General features: G+C 62.0%; 1 protein-coding gene. It reads right to left on the bottom strand.

Annotation, left to right across the window (positions count from 1 at the left end; translation table 11 throughout):
- Positions 1 to 521 precede the first annotated feature (521 nt).
- Positions 522 to 833, bottom strand: a complete 312-nt coding sequence (locus tag ACZ53N_RS37500; protein ID WP_469145152.1) for a DDE-type integrase/transposase/recombinase — start codon at positions 831 to 833, stop codon at positions 522 to 524.
- Positions 834 to 1,083: the final 250 nt, after the last annotated feature.

Here is a 1,083-nt window from a genome sequence, read left to right as displayed (position 1 = left end):
GACGGAAACCCCACCACCCCTCACCGGGCAGTGGACGGAAGACCCACGCGGTCACCCCGACCGGGCAACCAGTCGGCCATCCCCCACCCCACCCAACCACGCAGAACCCGAACCGCAGCAGTGCCACCGCACCCCCACCGGACAGGCGGAGCCACACAACGGGCACTAGCCACAAGCCAGCCACGGAGGCTACGCCCACACAGGGATGGACCCAACAGCCTATTACTGGGACAGTGCCTGATACATGTACTACCGCACACACAGGGATGGGCTCGACCTCCTCAACGGATTCGTGCAGGGATGGTCCACCTAGCCCCGCTCCCCGCCCAGACGAATCGACTAGCCTCTGCGTTCCTATGGCTGGTACTACCGGGGCAGGCAGGGATGAGCCCAGCACGCTGATGGCGAGCAGATGAGGTCCCGGTATTGCTCGTACGGACAGGCAGGGTGGAGCCCAGCGCCTCAGCAAGATGTCCACTCGTGCGGCCTCGCGAGTCAGGTACGTCACTCGCGATACACGCTCAATTCTTCAGAGCTCCGAAGAATGATTCCGCCATCGCGTTATCGAAGCAGATGCCGGTACGGCCGGCAGGTTGTCGCAGCCCGAGCTCTTCGAGGACGCTTCCATACTTGCCTGACATGTAGTTACTTCCGCGATCGGAGTGGCAAATTGTATCCTTGACAAGCTTCCTGTTCCGTGCAGCATTGCGGATCGCCTGGGATATGAGCGGTGTTTGGTAGTGGTCATCCATCGCGTAGGCGATGACTTCCTTGGTGCAGGAGTCAATCACCGTCGCGAGATACAGCCAGCCCTCACCGGGAAGGTCATTCAAAAGTCTGTGTGATCTTGCTGGGCAGTGATCGCTGAGCGTGGGATCGGTCCCTCCGGCGTAGCGTGTGAAGTGCCAACCGTCACGCGCTCGTTCGGGGGGACCGATGCCGTTCCACCGTACTACCGGTTTGAGTCCGCATCAGCTGGGCCTGCTCACTCGCGGGTGGCCCACTTCCTGCGGTCGAGGACGTTCTTCTGCAGCAGGCCGAAGAAGGACTCCATGGCCGCGTTGTCGGCAGCTGCCCCGACTC

It is taken from the genome of Streptomyces sp. NPDC033229, assembly GCF_055576875.1.
Note: the sequence above shows the minus strand (reverse complement) of the source record. Positions and strands in the feature narration are given on the sequence as shown.